The sequence below is a fragment of the Stenotrophomonas sp. AGC87 genome, from assembly GCF_057333975.1.
On sequence record NZ_JBHFHW010000027.1, the window covers coordinates 1 to 19319 of the forward strand.

Sequence of the window (19319 nt, forward strand, 5' to 3'; positions counted from 1 at the left end):
GGCCCAGGCGCCACCGCCGCCGGCCACGCCTGCACCGGCCCCGGCGCGCCCCGCGCCTGCCGCCGCGCCTGTCGCCCGCCCGGCACTCAGCCCGGCGCAGCAGGCGCAGGTGCAGAAGCAGGATGCGGAAATGACCGCTGCTGCAGTGCAGGTTGCGAAGCTGGTCGATGCCAACCGTGCCGGCGAGGCATGGAAAGGCGCTTCGGCCGTGGCGAAGAAGTCGGTCACCGAGCAGGCCTTCGTCAGCCAGCTCACCGCCGATCGTCAGCGCCTTGGCGCGCTGGCCTCGCGCGGCCAGCCGGTGGTGACCCGGGTCAAGTACGCCGCCGGGGCGACCGTGCCCGAAGGCCTGTACATCAACGTCAGTTTCCCCACGCGCTTTGCCAACAGTGCCCAGCCGGTGCGCGAACTGGTCTCCTTCCGGTTCGATGAAGACCGCATCTGGCGACTGGCCGGTTACAGCGTGCGTGCCGCCACCCCCTGATTGCCGGAGCCTGCACAGATGAGTATCGAGATCCAGATGCTGGTGTGGTCGATGCTGCTCGGCCTCGTGCACGTGTTTGCGCCGTCCACGTTGATCACCCGCGAGCGCGGGATCGGCTGGAATGCGTCGGCGCGCGATCAGCCGATGCCGGCGCCGAGTCCGCTGGCTGGCCGCCTGCAGCGGGCGCAGAGCAACTTCATGGAAACCTTCCCCTTCTTCGCCGCCGCGGTGCTGGCAGTGGTGCTGACCCAGCGCCAGGACGGGATGAGCGCCGTGGCCGTGCAGCTGTACTTCTGGGCGCGACTGATCTATCTGCCGCTGTACGCCGCCGGGGTGCCGTATGTGCGCAGCCTGGTGTGGTTGGTATCGCTGCTGGGCATCGTGATGCTGCTGTGGGCGTTGCTGTGAACCCGCGCTGGCGCAGCTGATCCAGATCAAGGACGGCCCGGCGCTGCGGCGTTAAGCTGCGGTGGACACGTAACGGCAGGATGGGATCATGCAGTCAGTGGATGTGGTGGTGGTGGGCGCGGGCCCGACCGGGCTGTGCTTCGCTCGCGCGCTGGCCGATACCGGCCTGAGCGTCACCCTGATCGAACAGCAGCCGCGTGCCGCGTTGGCGCAGGCCGCGTTCGATGGCCGTGAGATCGCGCTGACCCATGCCTCCCGCCAGATCCTGGCATCGCTGGGCCTGTGGGCGCAGCTGGATCCCGCCGAGATTTCCCCGCTGCGCGATGCCAAGGTGATGGATGGCGGCTCGCCGTTCGCGCTGACCTTCGCCGCGGACCAGCGCACCGGTGACGACCTGGGCTGGCTGGTGCCAAACCATCTGATCCGTCGCGCCGCCTGGCAGAGCGTGCAGGGCCAGGCCGGTCTGGAGATTCTGGACCAGGCCAGTGTCACGGCCGTCAGCCCGGGCCCGGCCCACAGCGTGGTGACCCTGGCCGATGGCCGCCAGCTGGCCGCGCGGCTGGTGGTCGCTGCCGACAGCCGCTTCTCCTCCACCCGCCGCCTGCTGGGGATCGGCGCGCAGCTGCGTGACTTCGGCAAATCGATGCTGGTCTGCCGCATGCAGATCGAGGTGCCGCACCAGCACACCGCCTGGGAGTGGTTCGGCTATGGCCGGACGATGGCCCTGCTGCCGCTCAATGGAGACCAGGCCTCGGCCGTCATCACGCTGCCGCCGCGTCAGATCGCGGCCTTGATGGCCCAGGACGAGGCCGACTTCGGCCGCAGCATCTGTGGCTTCTTCGAGCATCGGCTGGGCGCGATGCGGCCGGTGGCCACGCCGGTGGCGTATCCCCTGGTGGGGGTGTATGCCAACGCGTTCGCCGGCGATCGCTGTGCGTTGATCGGCGATGCCGCCGTCGGCATGCATCCGGTCACCGCGCATGGCTTCAATCTGGGGTTGCAGAGCCAGCATCGACTGGCCGGGCTCCTGCGCAAGGCGGCAGGGCAGGGACGCGACATCGCCGCACCCGCCGTGCTGGCCGCCTACGAGCGCGGGCACCGGCTGGCCTCGCGGCCGCTTTACGAGGCGACCAATGCGATCGCTTCGCTGTACACCGATGACCGTCTGCCGGCGCGGCTGCTGCGCAGGGCCGGACTGCGGCTGGCGCACGGGGTGGCCCCGTTCCGCCAGCTGATCACCGCTCATCTGACCCAGCGCGATACACTGCGCTGAGTCCGGTCGGGGCGATCAGGGCGCGTCGCTGTCGGCGATCACGTGAATGACGGTGTCGGCGAACTGCACCTGCTGGCCCGCGCGGATCTTGCATGCCTTGCGCAGCTCGACCTCGCCGTCGACCAGGACCTGGCCGTCGCCGATCACGGTCTTGGCCTCGCCGCCGCTGGTGACCAGGTCGGCCAGCTTGAGCAGCTGCTTGAGCTCGACGTAGTCGCGGTCCAGTTCAAATTCGAGGGTCTGCATGGAGCGGGTATCCTGGGAAGAGGCGCGGACGTGGGACCGGGCCGTGAAAGGGCGCGTATTGTGCGCCAGCAGGCGGCGCAACGGCATCCATCCTGGACTCTGTATACGTTGTTCAGGAACGATGCGGTATCATCGCCCCCTGAGTGAGTGAATTCTCCTCCGACCGAGCAGCGCCAGGGCACGCGATAAGAAAGGGCGCCCAAAGCGCGGACCATCCCCCTTTTTTATCTCACTGCCATCCAAAACGGCGGTGTTTCGGAGTTTCCCATGTCCCAAGAATCCCCCGCGCCGCTGCTGTTCGCAGATCTCGGCCTGTCCGACGCTGTGATGCAGGCCGTCGCCACTGTCGGTTACGAAACCCCCTCGCCGATCCAGGCCGCCACCATTCCGGCCATGCTGGAAGGCCGTGACGTGCTGGGCCAGGCCCAGACCGGTACCGGCAAGACCGCCGCCTTCGCGCTGCCGGTGCTGTCCAACCTCGATTTCAACCAGACCAAGCCGCAGGTGCTGGTGCTGGCACCGACCCGCGAACTGGCCATCCAGGTCGCCGAGGCGTTCCAGACCTATTCCTCCGGCATCCCCGGCTTCCGCGTGCTGCCGGTCTACGGCGGCCAGCCTTACGGCCAGCAGCTGCAGGCCCTGCGCCGTGGCGTGCACGTCATCGTCGGCACCCCGGGCCGCGTGATCGATCACCTCGAGCGCGGCACCCTGGACCTGTCCGAGCTGAAGACGCTGGTGCTCGACGAAGCCGATGAAATGCTGCGCATGGGCTTCATCGACGACGTCGAAGCCGTGCTGAAGAAGCTGCCGGAAACCCGCCAGGTGGCCCTGTTCTCGGCCACCATGCCGTCGCAGATCCGCCGCATCGCGCAGACCTACCTGAAGAACCCGGCCGAAGTGACCATCGTCAGCAAGACGACGACCTCGGCCAACATCCGCCAGCGTTACTGGTGGGTGAGCGGCATGCACAAGCTGGACGCGCTGACCCGCATCCTGGAAGTGGAACCGTTCGACGCGATGATCATCTTCTCGCGTACCAAGGCGGCCACTGAAGAGCTGGCCGAGAAGCTCCAGGCACGCGGCCTGGCTGCGGCCGCCATCAATGGCGACATGCAGCAGGCCCAGCGCGAGCGCACCATCGGCATGCTGAAGGAAGGCAAGCTGGACATCCTGGTTGCCACCGACGTGGCCGCCCGCGGTCTGGACGTGGAGCGCATCAGCCACGTGCTGAACTACGACATCCCGTACGACACCGAAAGCTATGTGCACCGCATCGGCCGTACCGGCCGTGCCGGCCGCACCGGTGATGCGATCCTGTTCGCCACACCGCGCGAAAAGGGCATGCTGCGTGCGATCGAGCGCGCCACCCGCCAGCCCATCGAAGAGATGCAGCTGCCGAGCGTGGACGCGGTCAACGACACCCGCATCACCAAGTTCATGAGCCGCATCAGCGATGTGCTCGATGCCGGTGGCACCGAGTTCTACCGCGACCTGCTGCAGCGCCTGGAAGGCGAGAAGAACGTGCCGGCGATCGAGATCGCTGCCGCGCTGGCCAAGCTGCTGCAGGGCGATTCGCCGTTCCTGCTGACCCCGCCGGTCCGTGGTGCCCGTGAAGAGCGTGCCCCGCATCAGCGCAACGAGCGCAGCAACGACCGTGGCGAGCGTCCGGCCCGTTTCGAGCCGCGCTTCGAGCGTGGTCCGCGCCGTGAAGACGACCGTGGCCCGCGTCCGCCGCGTCCGGAAGGCGACTTCGGCAACAGCGAAGGCGGCGTCGAGCGCGCCCCGCGCCGTGACATCGCCCCGCGCGGTGCCGCCGAGCCGGGCATGGAAACCTTCCGCATCGAAGTGGGCCATGTCCACGGCGTGAAGCCGGGCAACATCGTCGGCGCGATCGCCAACGAAGCCGGCCTGGAAAGCCGTTTCATCGGCCGCATCGACATCCATGACGACTTCTCGGTGCTGGACCTGCCGGCCGAAATGCCGCAGGACCTGCTGACCCACCTGAAGAAGGTGTGGGTCTCGGGCCAGCAGCTTCAGATGCGCAAGGTCGAGCCGGGTGAAGACCTGACCCCGTCGGCGCGTCCGCCGTTCAAGCCGAAGTTCGGCCAGGGCAAGCCGCGTGGTCCGGGTGGCCCGCGCAGCGGCCCGGGCGGCAACGACCGCCCGCCGCGTCGCGACGGCTTCAAGCCGCGCGGTCCGCGCAACTTCTGATCGCCGCAGGGTGATCAACGCGACGCCAGCCTCCGGGCTGGCGTCGTCGTATCCGGCCTCCGCGTCCCGGTCCGCCGGTTTCGCACCGTCTCAACAGTGCTGGCCCTAGCCTGCGGATTGGACCATGCTCCAATGGAATGAGTTTCCACATCCGCAGCCCCGGGGGGATCGGCGATGGCTGGAGGTCGCAGGGAGAGTGGCGGCACCGCGATACCGTATTCGATGCGGGGCCTGACCCTGCGCTTCGTGTTGTTGACCGGCATGGCCATCGGCCTGGTCGGGATTTCCGCGGTGATCCAGGAGCTGCAGGCGGCCTCCACGGCGTGGATCATGGGCCAGAGCCACTGGTCGCGTGGCCAGCAGCAGGCCACTCACGCGCTGTCGCGGTACATCGCCTCGGGTGATGCTGTTGACCTGGGCGCGACCCGGCAGGCGTTGCGGGTGCCGCTGGGCGATCTCACCGCCCGCCGTGCCCTGGAGCAGGCCGACCCGGACATCGCCGCAGCACGCCAGGGCTTCATTGAAGGCGGCAACGCGCGTGGCGACATCAACCGTTTGATCCTCTCGTATCGCTACCTGCGTGATCAGCCGTATTTCCGCGATGCGGTACGCCTGTGGCGCGACACCGATGACGATCTGCTGCAACTGGTGGCCATCACCGACCGGGTCCAGGCCGGGCATGCCGCCGGCTCACTGACACCGGCGGTGCAGCAGGCCCTGCTGCGCCGGGTGCAGGCGCTGGATGTGGGCATGCAGAACCAGGCGCGTGCGTTCTCCAGCGCGTTGCTGCACACCGCGGCGATGGTGCGCATGACGACCTTCATCGTCGGCGGGCTGTCGGTGCTGGCGATCACGCTGGTCGCAGTGCTGCTGGCGCGACGCGTGCGCAATGACCTGACCGAACAGGAGAGCCGCTTCCGCGCCGCGTTCTACCAGGCGACAGTGGGCATGCTCAAGCTGGATGAGGACGGCGGCATCATGGAGGCCAACCAGGCAATGGCCGATATCCTGGGCCAGCGCCGCGAGGCCCTGCTCAGTCTGTCGCTGGCCGATCTGCTGGTGGAGGGCGAGCTGGTCCTGGACGAGCGCGGCCGGATCGACTGGCCGCGCCAGTTGCGCCCGGGCGAGCTGCGTTTCCTGCGCGCTGACGGCAGCCTGATGTGGGGGCGCTGGAGCGGTACCGTGGTGCACACCCGGGCGCGGGCGCCGGCGGTGTTCGCGCTGGTGGAAGATGTTTCGCAGAACCATGCCCTGGCACGCGAAGTGGAACACCACGCCAGTCACGACCCGCTGACCGGGCTGATCAACCGCCGCGAGATCGAGCGGCTGCTCGAACAGGCGCTGGTGGCGGTACGGGCCGAGGGCGGCACCCACTCGCTGTGCTACATCGATCTGGACTACTTCAAGCTGGTCAACGACGGGCTCGGCCATGCTGCCGGTGATCAGCTGTTGCGCAGCTTCGCCGATTACCTGGTGGGGGCGGTGCGCGATGGCGACTGGGTCGGCCGCCTGGGGGGCGATGAGTTCGCCTTGTTCCTGGCCAATGCCGGGCAGGATGAAGCCAAGCAGGTGCTGCAGCGGGTGGTGCGCACGCTCGGTCAGGTCAGCATCCAGCAGGGCGACGGCGCACCCCGGGTCAGCTGCAGCATCGGGGTGGTTGAGATCAGCCCGGAGGCGCCGGATGTGAACTGGTTGATGAGCGCGGCCGACAGCGCGTGCTATGCCGCCAAGGAGGCCGGTCGCAACCGGGTGCACTGCTTCAACGAGAGCCGCATGGCACTGGATGAGCGGCGGCGCGAAGCGGAGCGGTTGGCCAATGTCTCCAGCGCGATGGCCGAGAACCGCATGCTGTTGTATGCCCAGCGTATCGAGCGGGTCGGCGATCCGGAGTTCCTGCATTACGAAGTGCTGGTGCGCATGCGCAGCCCGGAAGGCGCGTTGCAGGGGCCGGCCGAGTTCATGGGCGCGGTGGAGCGATACGGCATGGGCATGGCACTGGACCGGCATGTGCTGTCGCTGCTGTTCCGGCACCTGCAGGTGTGCCCGAGCCATGTGCAGCAGCTGGGCCTGTGCAACGTCAACGTGTCCGCGCAGTCGATCGCCGAGCCGAGCTTCCTGGCCTTCGTCACCGATCTGCTCGAACGCAACCGCGGCCTGGCGCGCAAGCTGTGCTTTGAAATCACCGAGACCGCGGCGGTCAGCAACCTGGACCAGGCGCGCGCCTTCATCGACGCGGTGAAAGCGCGTGGCTGCCGCATGGCGCTGGATGATTTCGGCTCGGGGCTGTCCTCGTTCGGCTACCTGCGGCAACTGCCGGCGGACATGCTCAAGATCGACGGCGTGTTCGTGCGCGACATGAACCTGGATCCGGTCAACCGTGCCGCCGTGCGGGCGATCACCGAGGTCGGCCGCGAGCTGCACATGATGGTGGTGGCCGAATGGGTGGAATCGGCGGTGGTCGCCGATCAGCTGGCGCAGATGGGCGTGGAGGGCCTGCAGGGGTATGCGATCGAACGGCCGATTCCGCTGGAAAGGATGACGCAGTTGGCGATACGGCCGGTAGGCGCGGGGCGCGCGTCCGAGGCCTGGCGGGGCATGCCATGATGCGATAATCGCCGCCGACGGTTGCGGACACGGTGTGCGCGGACGAACACGGGCGGGCAGGGCGCAGGTGTGAGCAACGGGGGCGGGTATTCAATCGGGTGGATGGCGCTTGCGCTGCTGCTGTGGCTGTTGCCCTGGAGCCTGCAGGCCGCGCCGCGCGTGGGGCAGGATTTCCTGTTGCTGGGTGGGGCCACCGATGAGGTGACGCCGCAGCGCGCCTGTACGCCGGATGTGCTGGCACGCCACCAGGAAGTGCTGTCGATTCCGGCGCCGGCCGCCGGCTGGTCGGGCAAGCCCCAGGCCGTGGATGTGTTCGGCGTGCTCACCGGCGAGGTCCGCATCAGCCATGGCGACCGCGAGATCTGCGGCAGCATGCACGATGCGCGGACCCGCGATTCGCGCTTCCGGGCGGGGGTCGGGCTGGTGGTGGTGCCCGAGGCCGGCGATCACGAACCGATCGTGGTGTCCTGGAGCCGCCCGCTGAAGGACCGTTGGGTGCCGACCATCCAGCTCGGCGCGCCCAGCCCGGTGCAGCAGAACGACACCGCCCGGTTGCTGATGCGCGCGGCCTGCATCGCGGTGGCGATCGCCCTGGCGCTGTCGGCGCTGATGGGCTGGGCCACCACCCGCGACCGCTCGTTCCTGGTGTATGTCGGCGCCTGTCTGGTGTTCGTGCTCTGGCAGGCGGTCCTCGGCGGGCTGAGTGGCTATCCCGAGCCGTGGCTGCCGGTGCAGGACCGTGCCTCCTGGTGGCTGATCGCACTCACCGCCTTCAGCCAGGCGCTGCTGCTGCCGATCCTGTGGCGGCTCAGTGGCGGCGACCGGCGGTGGCCACGCTCGCGCCCGGCGCAGCACCTCGTGCTCTGGGGGCTGATCGCGCTCGGCCTGAGCGTGCCGCTGTGGGGGCTGGCCGGGCTGGGCATCGTGGCGCTCGTGCTGGAGTGGAGTTTCCTGGGGGTCTGCACGCTGTGTCTCGGCGCAGGCCTGTGGGGGCTGTGGCAGCGCGATGCGCATGCACTGCCGGGGCTGGCCGCGTTGGCCCCCTGGTGGATCATGATCGGGGCCGATGCGCTGGATGCGCAGTGGCTGGTGGCGTATCGGATCGAAGCATTGCAGCTGTCGGCGACCTGGTTCCTGATGATGGCCGCCTATGCCCTGAACCTGCGGCTGGGCCGGCTGCGCCGCCAGCGCGATGAGATGCGCCAGCTCGCCGATACCGACATGCTGACCGGCCTGCCCAATCGCCGCGCCGGTCTGCGCCTGCTCGCCGAATACCTGGAACGGGCGCGCCAGGAACCGCATGCACTGGCGATCGGCTTCCTGGATATCGATCTGTTCAAGGACATCAACGATCAGTTCGGCCACGAAGCCGGCGATCAGGTCCTGGTCGCGGTGGCGCGCGCGCTGCGTGGGTCGGTGCGCAATCACGACGATGTGATCCGGATGGGCGGTGAAGAATTCCTGGTGCTGCTGCCCGGCGCCGGTCATGCCGCCGCGGTGGCGCGGCTGGAGACGGTGCGCCAGCAGGTGGCGGCCGTCACCCAGACACTCGGCATTCCCGGTCTGACGGTCTCGGCCAGCATTGGCCTGGCCGTACTCAAGCCGGGCAGCGACGACCTGGCCGGGCTGCTGCGCCGGGCCGACCACGCCATGTATTGCGCCAAGCGCAACGGTCGCAACCAGATCCATGACGGCGAGCGCACCACGACCGCCGGCGATCCGCTGCCGGCCTGAACCGCCGGCACGCGGAAAAACGCAGCAGCGGCCGCCTTTTGCCCGATAATGGGCCGATGACAACCCGACTCAACAAGCATATCGCCGACACCGGCTTCTGTTCCCGGCGCGAAGCCGACCGCCTGATCGGCGAACGCCGCGTCACCGTCAATGGCCATCCGGCCGGTACCGGTGCGGTGGTGGGCGAACAGGACGTGGTGCTGGTCGACGGCCAGCCGCTGCGCGCGCGCGAGGCGAAGAAGGCCGGCGGCCGCAAGCATGTCTATATCGCGCTGAACAAGCCGGTGGGCATCACCTGCACCACCGAAAGTTCGGTCAAGGGCAACATCGTGGAGTTCGTCGGCCACGAACAGCGCATCTTCCCGATCGGCCGCCTGGACAAGGATTCCGAAGGCCTGATCCTGCTGACCAGCAACGGCAACATCGTCAACCAGATCCTGCGCGCCGAGAACGGGCACCAGAAGGAATACATGGTCGCGGTCAACAAGGCCGTCACCGATGAGTTCCTGCGTGGCATGGCCCGCGGCGTGCGCATCCGCGATGAGGTCACGCTGCCGTGCCGGACCAGCAAGCTGGCCAAGTTCGGGTTCCGGATCACGCTGCAGCAGGGCTTGAACCGGCAGATCCGCCTGATGGCGGCCGCGTTCGGCTTCCGGGTCACCCAGCTGCGCCGCGTGCGCATCGACAACATCAAACTCGGTGCGCTCAAGCCGGGGCAGTGGCGCAACCTCACCGATGCCGAGCTCAAAGGCCTGCTGCCCAAACAGCTGGACTGGTGATGCTGTGCGTCACGCCGTGACGCCGTACCCCTGCCACGATGATCCAGCCGTCCAAGCCGGACAACGAAGCACAGCGCCTGCTGGCGCTGCAGCGGCATCAGATCCTGGATACGCCGCGCGAGCGGTCCTTCGATGATCTGGTCACGATCGCTACCGCGCTGTGCGGTACGCCCGCTCAATCGGCGATGTTGCGTGCCTCGGACGTCGCCATCAGTTCCGGGTGCTGCACCTTCCGCCGGCGGTTGAGCAGCGGGTGCAGGAACACCGCCCCGACGATGATCGCCACGCCGGCATAGAACAGCGGGGTCAGTTCGCGTTGCTCGCTGAGCAGCACCATCGCCAGCAGGATCGCGTAGACCGGCTCAAGATTGGTCACCAGCTGCGAGGTGTAGGCGCTGATGTGGCGCAGGGCGACCAGCGCGAGCGCGAACGGCAGCAGCGTGCACAGCCCGGCCAGCGCCAACAGCAGCAGGCCGTCGTGCAGGTCCGGGATCACCCACAGGTCGCTGGCCAGGGCGGGCAGCAGGAAGGGCAGTACCGGCGCCAGCAGGGTCAGGGTGAGCGTGCCCGCGCCGAGTTCCAGCGCGGTCACGGTGAGCGGGTCGGCATGGCTGACCAGGCGCTTGTTGAGTGAGCCGAAGATTGCCACCAGCAGCGCCGACAGCGCGCCGATCAGAACGCCCAGGCGCATGCCGTCGGGCACCCCGCCCACCACCAGCGCGACGCCCGGCAGGACCAGGATCCCGAAGGCCAGCTCACGGAACTGGAAGGGGCGCTTGGCCACCCACGGTTCGATCACCGCGGTGAACACCGGCGCCAGCGCGATGCAGGTCGCCGCCACCGAGGCATTGGCCAGCTTCACCGCGCCATAGAACGTGAGCCAGTGCAGCGCGACCAGCGCGCCAACACCGCAGTAGCCGGCCACCAATCGCGGGGACAGCTGGCGCAGCCCGCGCCACACGCGCGGCACCAAGGCCAGCATCGCCACCACCAGCAACATGCGCCACCACACCAGCGGCAGCGCGGGCAGGGTGATCAGCTTGCCAAGGATGGCGGTGACGCCCCACAGCAGCACACAGAAATGGATTTGCAGCAGGGCTCTGCGGGTATCGGTCATCGGCATCCGGCTATTGTGCGACAAGCCGCGCCGCGAAGGATGCCCTCCGCGCGATCCAGCGCGAGGTCATGGCATTCTGCGGCGATGACGCACCTGCCTATCGCCTCTGTCCCCACCGAACTGCCGCACGCCCTGCGTGCCCTGGCCGGCTTCACCGCAGCGATCGCCGTGGCGGCACTGCTGCTGCAGTACCACCTGCTGCTGCGCACACCGGGCCTGGGTGCTGCGGACGCGACGCTGCGCTACCTGGGCTACTTCACCATCCTGAGCAACATCGGCGTCGCCGCGGTCTGCCTGGCATTGGCCCGCGGCCGCCGTGAAGGGCTGGCCGGCCCGGTCCCGCGCGCGGCCGTGGCGCTGTTCATCGGCATCACCGGGTTGATCTACGTCATCATCCTGCGCCCGTTATGGCATCCCCAGGGCGCACAGTGGTGGGCCGATACCGGTCTGCATTACGGGGTGCCGGTGCTGTATCTGCTTGGCTGGCTGGCCGGACCGCATGGCGGCCTGCATCGGCGTGGGTTGCTCAGCACACTGGCGTTCCCGACGGTCTACCTCGGCTGGGCCCTGCTGGTCGGGCGGCTCAGTGGGCAGTACCCGTATCCCTTCCTGGACCTGGGCGCGCTGGGCATCGCGGTGGTCGCGCGCAATGCGCTGTCCGTGGCGGTGGTATTCGTGGTGTGCGGTGCGCTGCTGTGGTGGCTGGATGGCGCCTTGGCGGCGCGCCGCCGCAACCGCTGACGCATCAGCTGCCGCCAAGCAGCTGCAGCTGATCGCGCAGGGCCATCGCCGCGCCCGGGTTGCGCTGTTTGGCCGCACCGATGAACAGCACATACACCTCGCGCGGTGGCTGCGTTGGGAGTTCGGCAGCAAGGTGGGGAAGGTCCGGATTGTCTTCGCCGCGGGCCCAGCGCATCGCACGCAGGCACCATTGCTCCATGGCCCTGGCCGGGTAGCCGGCGCGCAGATTGGCGCGTGAGCGCATCAGCCGCGCATAGGTGAACCCCGCCGTCGGGTCGGCGAAACTGGGGTACTCATCCGAGCCACTGAATACCAGCGCTGCACCGTGGGCGCGGGCAGCGGCCAACAGCGCCGGCGTCCATGCGGCCGGGTTGCGTACCTCCAGTGCATGCTGCAGAAGGCGACCGTCGATCCTGCGCGGGAGCATGCCCAAGAACTGCTCGAATTCGGCCGCACCGGCGGGATGGCTGTCGCCGAACTGCCAGATCAATGGCCCCAGCCGGTCCTCCAGGACGCGGATGCCATCGATGAAACGCTCGGCACGTTCGCCTACCGTGGTCAGGTCATGGGTCTGGGTGATCGTGCGCGGCGCCTTGGCCGAGAAGCGGAAGCCTTCGGGCGTCTGCTCGCGCCACTGGGCATAGATGGCCGGCTTCTGCGCACGGTAGAACGTGCTGTTGATCTCGATGCAGCCCAGCTGTTGGCTGGCGTAGGCCAGTTCTTCGCGTTGCGGCAGCCCGGCCGGATAGAACGTGCCGCCGCGCCATGCCGGGAAGACCCAGCCGCCGATGCCGGTGCGGATGGTGCCGGGTGGTGTGCTCATGCGCCGCCCGCATGGTCGGCCCACGGGTCGTAGCTGCCGAACCACCACAGGTAACCTTCCAGATCGCGGCAGGCATAGCCGCGGCCGCCGTACGGCTGGTCGGCGATGTCGATCACGATCTGCGCGCCGGCGGCGACGGCGCGCGCATGGTGCGCATCCGGATCGGCCACGATCACACAGGCGCTCTGGGTCTGCCGACCGCCGACCTCGTCGGGGTGGACGCTGTAGCGGCCCCACTCGCTGGCGTTGTCGGCCGAGCCCAGCATGATCATGCCGTTGCCGTAGACCAGCTGGGCATGGTGGACGATATCGCCATCGGCATACACCGCCTGTTTCTGGAAGCCGAATGCACGCTGCAGCCACGCAATCGCGGCGTGTGCATCGCGGTAGCGCAGGCAGGGAATGATCGTGGCGGTGGTCTCGGCGGGCGCGGTCATGGCGGGCCTCCTTCTGGCACAGGCGAGCCTGATCCGGGCCGCGTTACCATCGTGCGAAACCGGGGCATCGACACCCTCGACGCCCCCGCCACACGCAACCGGAGACACTGCTTGAATACATCCTGGATCGGAGGCGCCGTGCTGCTCGCATGCGCACCCTTGGCATCGGCCGCCGTGCCGGCCGAACTGCAGCGGCTGGACGCCACCATCGAACGCGCCCGCACCGAGTTCGACATCCCCGGCATCGCCGTGGCGGTGGTCAAGGATGGCAAGGTAGTGATGGAGCGCGGCTACGGGGTGCGCGAGCTGGGCAAGCCGGACCCGGTCCAGGCCGATACGCTGTTCGCGATCGCCTCCAATACCAAGGCGTTCACCGCCACTTCGCTGAATCTGCTGGCCGAGCAGGGCAAGCTGAAGATGGACGATCGCGTGATCGATCATCTGCCCGGCTTCCGCATGTCCGATCCGTACGTAACCGGCGAAATGCGCATCCGCGATCTGCTGTCGCACCGTAGTGGCCTGAGCCTGGGGGCGGGCGACCTGCTGTTCTGGCCGACCACCTCCTACAGCAACAAAGAGGTGGTGCAGCGGCTGGGCAAGGTGCCGTTGAAGGCTGGCTTCCGTGATCGCTATGCCTACGACAACATTCTCTACGCGGTCGCCCAGCAGGTGATCGAACAGGTATCCGGGCAGACCTATGCGGACTTCCTGCAGCAGCACATCTTCACCCCGGTGGGCATGCAAGGCACCCGCTACAACGCCGATCACCTCCAGCCTGGCGACAACGCCGCGGTCGGTCACGCCAAGTACGATTTCAGCCAGTTGCGCACCGTCGCGCCGCTGACCTGGTCCAACAATGCCGGCGCCGGCGGCATTTATTCCAGCGTGCACGACATGGCACGCTGGATGAACGTGCAGCTGGCCCAGGGCACGCTGGAGAACGGGCAGCCGCTGTTCACCGCCAAGACCCAGCAGGCGATGTGGCAGATGATTACGCCTCAGGTCGTGCCCGAACCGAGCGTGCCGCAGCTGGCGGCGGCACGGCCGAACTTCGCCGGCTATGGTGAGGGCTGGAGCCTGAGCGATTACCGGGGCCAGAAACTGGTCTGGCATACCGGCGGCTGGCCGGGCATGGTCTCGCGCGTGACCCTGGTGCCGGAGCACAAGCTGGGCATCGTGGTGCTCACCAACCAGGAAGTGGGCGCGGCCTTCAACGCGATCACGATGGAAGCGCTGGATGCCTATCTGCAGGCACCGGCCACCGACTGGGTCGCCGCCTATGCGGCCGCCGTGGCCAAATCGCAGGAAAAGGCGGACGAGGGCTGGGCCAAGCACCAGGCCGCACGTGATGCGGGATCCAAGCCGTCGCTGCCGCTGGCGCGCTACACAGGGGGCTACCGCGACGCGTGGTACGGCGATGTATTCGTTGAGCAGCAGGGCGGCAAGCTGCGCCTGCGCTTCGGCAAGACCGCGCAGTTGATCGGCACGCTGGAGCATTGGCAGCACGATACCTTCCTGGTGCGCTGGGACGACCGGTCACTCAACGCCGATGCCTTCGTGAACTTCAGTCTCGATCCGGACGGCAAGGTCCGTGAGGTCCGCCTGCAGGCGGCGTCCTCGCTGACCGATTTCAGTTTCGATTTCCAGGACCTGCTGCTGACACCGATCGCGCCGGAGGCCAAGGGCTGAACCCCGTCGCCGGCGTGTGATGGAGGTGAGAGTAAAACAGCAGGCCGCGGTGGGATAATCGCGGCCTGTTTTGTTTTCGGTGCACTGCGATGTTCCGCTGGTTCGAATCGCTGATTCCGGTTTTCCCGCCGATCGATGCGCGCATGCCACCGCGCAAGGTGGTGCCGTTCTATATCCACTACCTGCGCCCGGTGTGGCCGGTGTTGCTGGCCACGCTGATTGCGGGCCTGCTGTTGGCGCTGGTCGAAGTGGCGATGTTCGACTTCCTTGGCCGCATCGTGGACATGGTCGCCGAGCAGCCTGGCAGTGGTTTCTTTGCGCGGCATGCCAACACATTGATGTGGATGGCCGGCATCACCCTGATCGCGCGGCCGCTGCTGGTGTCGTTGCACAGCCTGCTGGTGAACCAGGCGATCGTGCCGGGGCTGAGCAACCGCTCGCGCTGGTTGATGCACAACTATGTGGTGCGGCAGAGCCTGAGCTTCTTCCAGAACGATTTCGCCGGCAGCATGGCCAACCGGGTCATGCAGACCGGCACCTCGCTGCGCGAGTCCGCCGTGCAGATGGTCGATTCGCTCTGGTACATCATCGTCTACACCGGCACTGCGCTGTACCTGTTCGCGCAGGCAGACTGGCGGCTGATGATCCCGCTGGGGCTGTGGATGGCCGGTTACGCGGTGATCATGTGGTACTTCGTGCCGCGGGCCAAAGAGCGCGCGTGGATCGCCTCCGAAGCACGCTCCAAAGCAATGGGCCGCATCGTGGATGGTTACACCAACGTGCCCACGCTGAAGCTGTTCGCCCATGGCGGGCGCGAGCAGGCCTACGTGGCCGAGGCAATCGACGAACTGGCCACCAAACACCGCGGCCAGACCCGGGTCACCACCGGGCTGGAAGTCACCATCGCCATCGTCAACGGCTTCCTGATCGTGGGCACCTGCGGCCTGGCGCTGTGGCTGTGGAACGGCGGCCACATCACCGTCGGTGCGATCACGCTGGCCACCGGCCTGGTGATCCGCATCCACAACATGTCCGGCTGGATCATGTGGACCATCAACGGCATCTTCGAAGATATCGGCACGGTGCAGGATGGCATCACCACCATCTCCCAGCCGCTGACGGTGCAGGACCGTACCGATGCCGTGCCGTTGGTGGTCAGCCAGGGCGGCGTGCATTTCGATCACATCCATTTCCATTACGGCAAACGCGGTGGCGTGATCGCCGGGTTGGACCTGCAGGTGAAGCCCGGTGAGAAGATCGGCCTGGTGGGTCCCTCGGGTGCCGGCAAGTCGACCCTGGTCAACGTGCTGCTGCGGCTGTACGACCTGGAAAGCGGGCAGATCCGCATCGACGGCCAGGACATCGCCGGGGTCACCCAGGAAAGCCTGCGCCGGCAGATCGGCGTGGTCACCCAGGACACCTCGCTGCTGCACCGCTCGATCCGCGACAACCTGCTGTACGGGCGTCCGGATGCAACCGAGGAGCAGCTGCATGCCGCCGTGGCCAAAGCACGCGCCTCGGCCTTCATCGATACGCTGGTCGATGGGGAAGGGCGCCGTGGTTACGATGCGCATGTCGGCGAGCGCGGGGTGAAGCTGTCCGGTGGCCAACGCCAGCGCATCGCGATCGCGCGGGTGCTGCTCAAGGATGCCCCGATCCTGGTGCTGGACGAAGCAACATCGGCGCTGGATTCGGAAGTGGAAGCGGCGATCCAGGACAACCTGGATGAATTGATGACCGGCAAGACGGTGATCGCGATCGCGCACCGCCTGTCCACCATCGCGCGCATGGACCGGCTGGTGGTGATGGATCAGGGCCGCATCGTGGAAACCGGCACGCACACCGAGCTGATCGCGGCCGGTGGGTTGTATGCGCGGCTGTGGGCGCGGCAGACCGGGGGCTTCGTGGCTGCCGACGCGTAAGGCGCGTCATGCCCGCCCCGCAGAAAAGAGAACGGCCCGGGTCACCCCGGGCCGTTTGCCTGTCTGACGAGGAACGAGGCCGTGCTTACTCGATCGGCTGATCCAGCATCAGCTGGCGCGCGAAGCGCACCGGCGGGGCGCCGTAGGACAGCATCTGGTCGTGGTAGGCCTTCAGGTTGAACTTCGCGCCCTGCTTGTCCTGCACGGCCTTGCGGGTATCGAAGTGTTCCTGCGCGCCGACGAAGTAGGTCGGCAGCTGCGCGGAGGTCAGCTGCGCACGCACCCACTTGCCCGACGCTTCGCTTTCCTGCTGGAAGGCATCGTGGGTCATCAGGTGCATCGCCTGCTCACGCGTCCAGTTGTCCACGTGCACGCCCTGATCCAGGATCGCGTTGGAGATGGTGCGCAGGTAGAACTTCAGCTGCACCAGGTGGAAGAGCGGATCGTTGTCCAGGTAACCCTGCTCCTGCATCATGCGCTCGGTGTAGACCGCCCAGCCTTCGGCAAACAGGCCCGAACGCAGCACCGCGCGCAGCGTGGAGGGGAACTTGCCCGAGTGCCAACCTTCCAGGTAATGGCCCGGGGTGCCCTCGTGGATGCTCAGCAGGTGGATCATGCGGCTGTTGTATTCGCGCAGGAACGAATCAACCTGCTTGTCCGTCCAGTCGTCCGGGATCGGCGAGACCGCATAGAAGGTCTTCAGGTTCTTGTCGAGCGGGCCCGGCGAATCGCAGTAGGCCACGGCCACGCCACGCTGGAATTCCGGCATCAGGATGATGTCGACCGGCGAATCGGGCAGGGTCATCAGGTCATGCTTGCGCACGAATTCGGTGGACTGCTCCAGCGCGGCCTTGGCGTCTTCAACGACCTTGTCGCGGGCCGGCTTGTCGGCATAGGCCAGCTCCAGCGCGGCTTCGATCGCGGCCTGCTGCTGCTCATCGCTCGGGTTGGCCGGCAGCGCCGGGGCGCCTGGCTTGTCCTTGAGCACGGTCTGCGCGATGCCGTACATGTCCTGGCGCACGCGCTTGAGTTCGGCACGCGCGCGCTCGCCGATCTCGGCGCGCGAGAGCGAGGAGTTCAGCGCGAACTTCAGCTTCTGGTCGTACAGCTCCGCACCGATGCGGAAGTCACCCTTGGCGTTCGGCACCAGAGTCTTGTCCAGCCAGGTCTGCTGTTCGTCGACGGCCTTCTTCAGGCCCTCGATCGCAGCCTGCAGGCGCTTGCCGTCTTCGGCCGGCAACTCACCGATGTGCGGGGTGATGAAGGTATCGACGATGCTCAGGATGCCGCGGTTCTGCTTGGCCACGGTTTCGGCATGGATCTTCGGCACGCGGGCCGGGTCCAGGTTTTCGCGGGCCTGGGCGAAGATCTGCGGCAGCTTCTCCATGCGCGCGGTCGCCGACTTCAGGCGGTCGGGCAGCGGGGCGAACTCACGCGCCATCAAGCCGTACAGTGCGCTGCCGGCCATGCCGTTGTACATCTGCGGGTCCCACTTGGGCGACTGCAGTACTTCGGCGGTCCAGACTTCGGACTGCAGCTGGTTGCGCAGGATCGCCGCGTCCACCTGGTTCTCGCGCGAGAGCTTGCTGACGTCGATCTTGTCCAGATCGCCCAGCAGTGCCTTGTATGCGCTCAGCACCTTCTGCTGGCCGGCCGCGCTCAGGTCATCGATCTCGCTGTCGTAGCGGTGATCGCCGATCTGCGTGGCGCTGATCGGGGAGAGCTGCATCCAGGTGTCCAGGGCGCGCTTGGACAGGTCGGCGAAGGCCGCATCGACCGCGGCATCGCCAGCCGGGGTGGCCGCTTCGGTGCCGCTGGTGGGCGTTGGGGAGTCGGCCTGCTGGCAGCCACCAAGGGCGGCGATCAGGGCGAGGGCAAGCAGATGCTGGCGCATCGGTGTTCCTGTACTGGGGACAATCCCCGAGCATAGGGCCGATGGCCCCCGTTGTCCCCGTGCCATTGGATTACCATGCGCCGTGAAGATCACCGCATTGACTGGAGTCGCACTGTGACTGGATGGACAGGACGAGCCCGCGCCGGGCTGGCAGGGATGCTGTTGTTGGGCCTGGTGGCCTGTGGCCGCAGCGGGCCGAACTACGCCGCCGATGCGGCCGCCGGGGCCGTGGCCTCACCGGAAGGCGCGTTCCTGGCGTATGAACACGACATCCGCATCCAGCTCGATGCCAAGCGCATCAGTGAGCGGGTCAAGGCCGTCTCCGAGGCCTGCCAGAGCAACCGGTTTGGCGACTGCGCCGTGTTGCAGGTCGGCGAGGAGGGCGGTGAGACCCGCTCCGGCTCGATCCGCGTGCGCATCGCGCCCAAGGGCGTGGAACCGATCATCGCCCTGGCCGGTGAAGGCGGCGATGTGGCCTCGCGCAACACGCATGCCGAAGATCTGGCCCAGCAGGTAGCCGATACCGCGCTGACCCAGACGCGGTTGCAGAAAGAACACGCGCAGCTGCAGGCGTATCAGCAGCGCAGTGACATGAAGGTCGCCGATCTGTTGGCGGTCTCGCAGCGCATGGCGGAGATCGAGGCGGGGCTGGAGCAGGCTAACAAGGACGCGGCACAGCAACGCCGGCGGATCGACACCCAGCTGGTGACGATGCACTTCGAAGGCCCGGCCGGGCAGCGCAGCCGCAGCGAGATCGGCAAAGCGTTCAGCGAGTTCGGCTCGATCTTCACCACCAGCATCGCCTTCGTGATCCGCGCGGTCGCCGCGCTGCTGCCGGTCGGCGTGGTGGTCTGGGCGGTCGGTGCCGTGGTCGTGGCGCTGTGGCGCCGTCGCAAGCGGCGCAAGGCCGCCGCGGCCGCACGCTGACCGTGCCTGCCGTGCCGCGCGCAGATGCGC

At 67.5% G+C, this 19319-nt stretch carries 16 protein-coding genes and 1 pseudogene; 12 read left to right on the forward strand and 5 right to left on the reverse strand.

From position 1 onward, the window contains the following. The 3 genes from ACE026_RS09590 to ubiM form a co-directional block, all read left to right on the forward strand. Positions 1 to 484 (forward strand): DUF4019 domain-containing protein (locus ACE026_RS09590; RefSeq protein ID WP_486038816.1); only part of this gene is annotated, 484 nt, incomplete at its 5' end. An 18-nt stretch (positions 485 to 502) separates the two neighbouring features. Continuing rightward, entirely contained in the window at positions 503 to 892 is a 390-nt protein-coding gene (locus ACE026_RS09595) for an MAPEG family protein (RefSeq protein WP_486038817.1), read from the forward strand. Positions 893 to 980: 88 nt separating this feature from the next. Beyond that, positions 981 to 2165 (forward strand): 5-demethoxyubiquinol-8 5-hydroxylase UbiM, encoded by a 1185-nt coding sequence (gene ubiM / locus ACE026_RS09600; RefSeq protein WP_486038818.1) that lies wholly within the window; start codon positions 981 to 983, stop codon positions 2163 to 2165. Positions 2166 to 2180: 15 nt separating this feature from the next. Here ubiM and ACE026_RS09605 read toward each other — a convergent pair whose 3' ends face one another. Continuing rightward, on the reverse strand, positions 2181 to 2411 hold the full coding sequence (locus ACE026_RS09605; RefSeq protein ID WP_019184435.1) for an RNA-binding S4 domain-containing protein: 231 nt from the start codon (positions 2409 to 2411) through the stop codon (positions 2181 to 2183). A gap of 267 nt (positions 2412 to 2678) precedes the next feature. Here ACE026_RS09605 and ACE026_RS09610 point away from each other — a divergent pair, with 267 nt between their 5' ends. From ACE026_RS09610 to ACE026_RS09630, 5 genes and pseudogenes are all read left to right on the forward strand, one after another. Next, positions 2679 to 4622, forward strand: coding sequence for a DEAD/DEAH box helicase (locus tag ACE026_RS09610; RefSeq protein ID WP_486038819.1), 1944 nt, complete (start codon positions 2679 to 2681; stop codon positions 4620 to 4622). Between the two features lie 174 nt (positions 4623 to 4796). Further along, complete coding sequence (locus ACE026_RS09615; RefSeq protein WP_486038820.1) at positions 4797 to 7226, forward strand: putative bifunctional diguanylate cyclase/phosphodiesterase; 2430 nt, start codon at positions 4797 to 4799, stop codon at positions 7224 to 7226. Positions 7227 to 7328: 102 nt separating this feature from the next. Next, positions 7329 to 8960: a sensor domain-containing diguanylate cyclase gene (locus tag ACE026_RS09620; RefSeq protein WP_486038821.1), complete on the forward strand. Its 1632-nt coding sequence runs from the start codon at positions 7329 to 7331 to the stop codon at positions 8958 to 8960. A gap of 56 nt (positions 8961 to 9016) precedes the next feature. After that, on the forward strand, positions 9017 to 9739 hold the full coding sequence (locus tag ACE026_RS09625) for a pseudouridine synthase (protein ID WP_019184431.1): 723 nt from the start codon (positions 9017 to 9019) through the stop codon (positions 9737 to 9739). A gap of 38 nt (positions 9740 to 9777) precedes the next feature. Continuing rightward, positions 9778 to 9930: pseudogene (locus tag ACE026_RS09630) on the forward strand (sensor domain-containing diguanylate cyclase); the annotation flags it as partial. Here ACE026_RS09630 and ACE026_RS09635 read toward each other — a convergent pair. After that, positions 9915 to 10862 (reverse strand): DMT family transporter, encoded by a 948-nt coding sequence (locus ACE026_RS09635; RefSeq protein WP_123729696.1) that lies wholly within the window; start codon positions 10860 to 10862, stop codon positions 9915 to 9917. The pseudogene ACE026_RS09630 and the gene ACE026_RS09635 sit on opposite strands and share 16 nt — an antisense overlap. Positions 10863 to 10940: 78 nt before the next feature. Between ACE026_RS09635 and ACE026_RS09640 the strand changes: the two genes are divergently transcribed. Beyond that, entirely contained in the window at positions 10941 to 11597 is a 657-nt protein-coding gene (locus tag ACE026_RS09640; protein WP_486038822.1) for a Pr6Pr family membrane protein, read from the forward strand. A gap of 4 nt (positions 11598 to 11601) precedes the next feature. On the opposite strand, the gene ACE026_RS09645 is transcribed toward ACE026_RS09640, so the two are convergent. Both ACE026_RS09645 and ACE026_RS09650 read right to left on the reverse strand, forming a co-directional pair. Beyond that, positions 11602 to 12420, reverse strand: coding sequence for a DUF72 domain-containing protein (locus ACE026_RS09645; protein WP_486038823.1), 819 nt, complete (start codon positions 12418 to 12420; stop codon positions 11602 to 11604). Further along, positions 12417 to 12857, reverse strand: a complete 441-nt coding sequence (locus ACE026_RS09650; RefSeq protein ID WP_486038824.1) for a VOC family protein — start codon at positions 12855 to 12857, stop codon at positions 12417 to 12419. Before ACE026_RS09650 ends, ACE026_RS09645 begins: the two co-directional genes overlap by 4 nt. Before the next feature lie 111 nt (positions 12858 to 12968). Here ACE026_RS09650 and ACE026_RS09655 point away from each other — a divergent pair, with 111 nt between their 5' ends. Together ACE026_RS09655 and smrA are read left to right on the forward strand one after the other, a co-directional pair. Then, complete coding sequence (locus ACE026_RS09655) at positions 12969 to 14546, forward strand: serine hydrolase (protein WP_486038825.1); 1578 nt, start codon at positions 12969 to 12971, stop codon at positions 14544 to 14546. Between the two features lie 89 nt (positions 14547 to 14635). Next, positions 14636 to 16468, forward strand: coding sequence for a multidrug efflux ABC transporter SmrA (gene smrA, locus ACE026_RS09660; RefSeq protein ID WP_486038826.1), 1833 nt, complete (start codon positions 14636 to 14638; stop codon positions 16466 to 16468). Positions 16469 to 16553: 85 nt separating this feature from the next. Here the strand turns inward: smrA and ACE026_RS09665 are convergent, their stop codons facing one another. Further along, complete coding sequence (locus tag ACE026_RS09665) at positions 16554 to 18362, reverse strand: DUF885 domain-containing protein (protein ID WP_486038827.1); 1809 nt, start codon at positions 18360 to 18362, stop codon at positions 16554 to 16556. Between the two features lie 156 nt (positions 18363 to 18518). On the opposite strand from ACE026_RS09665, the gene ACE026_RS09670 reads away from it, so the two are divergent. Then, positions 18519 to 19289, forward strand: coding sequence for a DUF4349 domain-containing protein (locus tag ACE026_RS09670; protein WP_486038835.1), 771 nt, complete (start codon positions 18519 to 18521; stop codon positions 19287 to 19289). The last annotated feature ends 30 nt before the right edge of the window (positions 19290 to 19319 follow it).